Source organism: Steroidobacter flavus (assembly GCF_042651805.1).
GTDB classification, from domain to species: domain Bacteria; phylum Pseudomonadota; class Gammaproteobacteria; order Steroidobacterales; family Steroidobacteraceae; genus Steroidobacter; species Steroidobacter flavus.
The window spans coordinates 974728-975154 of record NZ_JBHSDU010000014.1; the positions used below are offsets into that span (position 1 = coordinate 974728).

Genomic DNA, 427 nt, shown 5'->3' on the forward strand with positions numbered 1-427 from the left:
CTGGCCCCATCGAAGCGGCGTGCGTAGGCCGAGATGGTTGTACCGTCATCCTGCGTCCAACCGGCCAGCGCGTTACCCTGCGCGTCGACGGAAAGATCCCAGCTCGAAATGGTCCCCGACTGAACCAGCGCGATGGCGCCCCAAGCCGCGGTCGTGCTGTCGAAGCGGCGAGCATACAAACTGCCCGCTTCGCTCCACATCGCAATGGCATTACCCTGGCCGTCGAAGCCCATCTTCGGACGGTCGGTCGCACCGGTCGCGCTGTCGAGCAGCGTTGCGGTGCTGAAGCTCTGGCTCGCATGACTCCAGCGGCTGTAATAAACACGCTCCGCCGTGCCGTCCGACTGGCGCCACGTCACCAGTGCATTGCCGGTCGCATCGATGCCCACCTGCGGCAGCGATGCGTGCGGCGAGGTGCTCTCGAGCA

At 65.6% G+C, this 427-nt stretch carries 1 pseudogene; it reads right to left on the bottom strand.

Annotated features, from left to right (window positions below):
* Positions 1 to 427: pseudogene (locus tag ACFPN2_RS26740) on the bottom strand (hypothetical protein); the annotation flags it as partial.